This window comes from Kitasatospora sp. NPDC057518, from assembly GCF_042802075.1.
Lineage (GTDB): Bacteria > Actinomycetota > Actinomycetes > Streptomycetales > Streptomycetaceae > Kitasatospora.
The window spans coordinates 1-2,085 of the sequence record NZ_JBHVEU010000740.1 but is presented as its reverse complement, the minus strand read 5'-3'; the positions used below and the strand labels follow the sequence as shown (position 1 = coordinate 2,085).

The 2,085-nt window shown below is 76.8% G+C and carries 2 protein-coding genes; one reads left to right on the top strand and one right to left on the bottom strand.

Annotation, left to right across the window (positions count from 1 at the left end; genetic code table 11):
• Positions 1–151: 151 nt before the first annotated feature.
• On the top strand, positions 152–748 hold the full coding sequence (locus tag ACFU7Z_RS38985; RefSeq protein WP_380782895.1) for a TIGR03086 family metal-binding protein: 597 nt from the start codon (positions 152–154) through the stop codon (positions 746–748).
• Positions 749–760: 12 nt separating this feature from the next.
• On the opposite strand, the gene ACFU7Z_RS38980 is transcribed toward ACFU7Z_RS38985, so the two are convergent.
• Positions 761–1,918 (bottom strand): alpha/beta hydrolase, encoded by a 1,158-nt coding sequence (locus ACFU7Z_RS38980; protein WP_380782893.1) that lies wholly within the window; start codon positions 1,916–1,918, stop codon positions 761–763.
• Between the last annotated feature and the right edge of the window lie 167 nt (positions 1,919–2,085).

Here is a 2,085-nt window from a genome sequence, read left to right as displayed (position 1 = left end):
GGCTGAGCCCGCAGGCCCGGCAGGGATCCGCGGGGCGCGCCCCGGGCGGCGGCGGGCCCGGTGTCGCGCCGGGCGGTTGTCGGCGCACGCGCTTACGATCGCCCGGCACGACCCGTGCTCCCGGACCGGGACCCGTACCGAGAGGTGTGCCATGACCGCAGCGGAAGACCCGATCGGGCTGCTCGCCCGGGCGCTCGCGCAGACCGCCGGGCTGATCGACGGCACCGGCGTCGAGCTGGCCGGCCACCCGACGCCCTGCCGCTCCTGGGACGTCGGGGACCTGGTCAGCCACCTCCTGCACGACCTGCGGCAGTTCACCGTCCGGGCGAAGGGCGGGCAGCCGGACTGGTCGCAGCCCTTCGAACGGGTCGAGGAGGACTGGCTGCACGCCTTCGAGGCCGGGGCGGAGGAGCTGGTCGACGCCTGGCGCGCGGCCGGCGACCTCGGCGGCACCCTGGAGGTCCCCGGCGTCGGCACCCTCCCGGCCCGCTTCCCGGTGGACCAGCAGACCACCGAATTCGCCGTCCACGGCTGGGACTTGGCCCATGCCACCGGCCAGTCCACCGAGGGCCTGGACCACGAGGTCGCGCTCGCCGCGCTCGCCTGGGCGGCCGGCGCGCTCAAACCCGAGTACCGGGGCGCCGAGGAGGAGCAGCACGTCTTCGGGCCCGCCGTCGACGTCCCCGAGGACGCCCCGGCGTACGACCGGCTCGCCGCCTTCTTCGGCCGAGACCCGGCGGCCACCTGAGGCGTCGGACGCCTACCGGCGGCTCCAGCGGAACTCGATCTCCGGGTGGCGCGGGGACGGGGCGTCGAGGAGCGGGGCGGGGTGGTCGCGGAGGAAGCGGTCGGCGAAGGCCCGGACGTAGGTGCGGGTGAGCGCGGTGGCGCGGGCGGGGGCGATGGTGCCGAGCAGGGCGGCGTAGAGCTCGGGGGGCAGGTGGCCCGGGAGGTTGCCGGGGACGGCGGCGTGCGGCAGGTCGGTGAAGCTGAAGTGGCCCGCGCCCAGGGTGCGCAGTTGGCGGCCCCAGGCGTGGTGGTGCTCGCGCCATCGCCGCCAGGTGTCGTGGTCGTCGAGCGAGGTGAGCAGCAGGAACGGCCGGTCCAGCCCGAGCTCCGGGACGGGGGAGCCGAACAGGCCGCCGTCCAGGTCGAGGCCGATCCGGAAGCGCGGGTCCTGGCGCAGCGCCTCGGCGGCCGCGGCTCCGCCCATGGAGTGGCCGAGCACGCCGATCCGCGCCTCGTCGACCCGGAACGGCAGCCGGCCGCCGGTCAGTCGGCCGGTCACGAAGCGCAGGTCGCCGACCCGCGCGGCGATCTCCTCGCGCTCGGCGGCGTCCCAGTCCGGTGGCTCCTCCGACAGGACGCTGCGCACCAGCCGGCCGTCCGGGAACTCGACGGCGGCGGCGTCGTAGGTGTGGTCGAGAGCCGCGACGAGGTAGCCGTGCGCGGCCAACTCCTCGGCCAGAGCAGTGCAGTTGCTGCGCCCGCCCTTACGGCCGTGGCCGAGCAGCAGCAGGGGGAGCGGGCCGGGGTGGGCGGGTGCGCCGGCGCGGGCGGTGGGGCGGACCAGGCCGAGGGTGCCCGGGTCCAGCGGCAGGGCCTGTTCGATCACGGCCGCGACCCGGGGGGTGGTGTACGGCGCGCGGGGCCGGCCGGCGGTGCCGCGCGCCGGGTACCAGAGCTGCACCATCAGCTCGCGCGGGCCGGGCGTGGGCGCGAAGGGGTCGAGCCGGTCGTGGTCGACCAGGTGCAGGCTGGTGGTGCCGACCGGCCGGCCGACGGTGGGCGCGGGGAGGTCGATGGTGCGCGGCGGGGCGGTCGGAGCGACCGGCGCGGCGAGGGCGGGTGCGGCGGGCAGCAGGGCGGCGGTCCCGCCCAGGCCCGTGAGGGCGAGCAGTGAACGGCGCCTGATCATGCGTCATCCTTGCCGGCTCGGCGACGGGGTCCGGTCAGTCTAGGCCCTCTCTTTCGGATCACGCCGGGCGCGCGACGCCGGAGCACGCACCTCGCCGCGTTGTCGTCGGTCGCCGATGCTCCGCATGGACTCCCTCCTCCGCCTTGCGATGCACGCACTCCGACGCC

Coding starts and splice junctions, on each gene's coding strand:
- ACFU7Z_RS38985 (WP_380782895.1), top strand. CDS start 152: ATGACCGCAGCGGAAGACCCGATCGGGCTGCTCGCCCGGGCGCTCGCG.
- ACFU7Z_RS38980 (WP_380782893.1), bottom strand. CDS start 1,918: ATGATCAGGCGCCGTTCACTGCTCGCCCTCACGGGCCTGGGCGGGACC.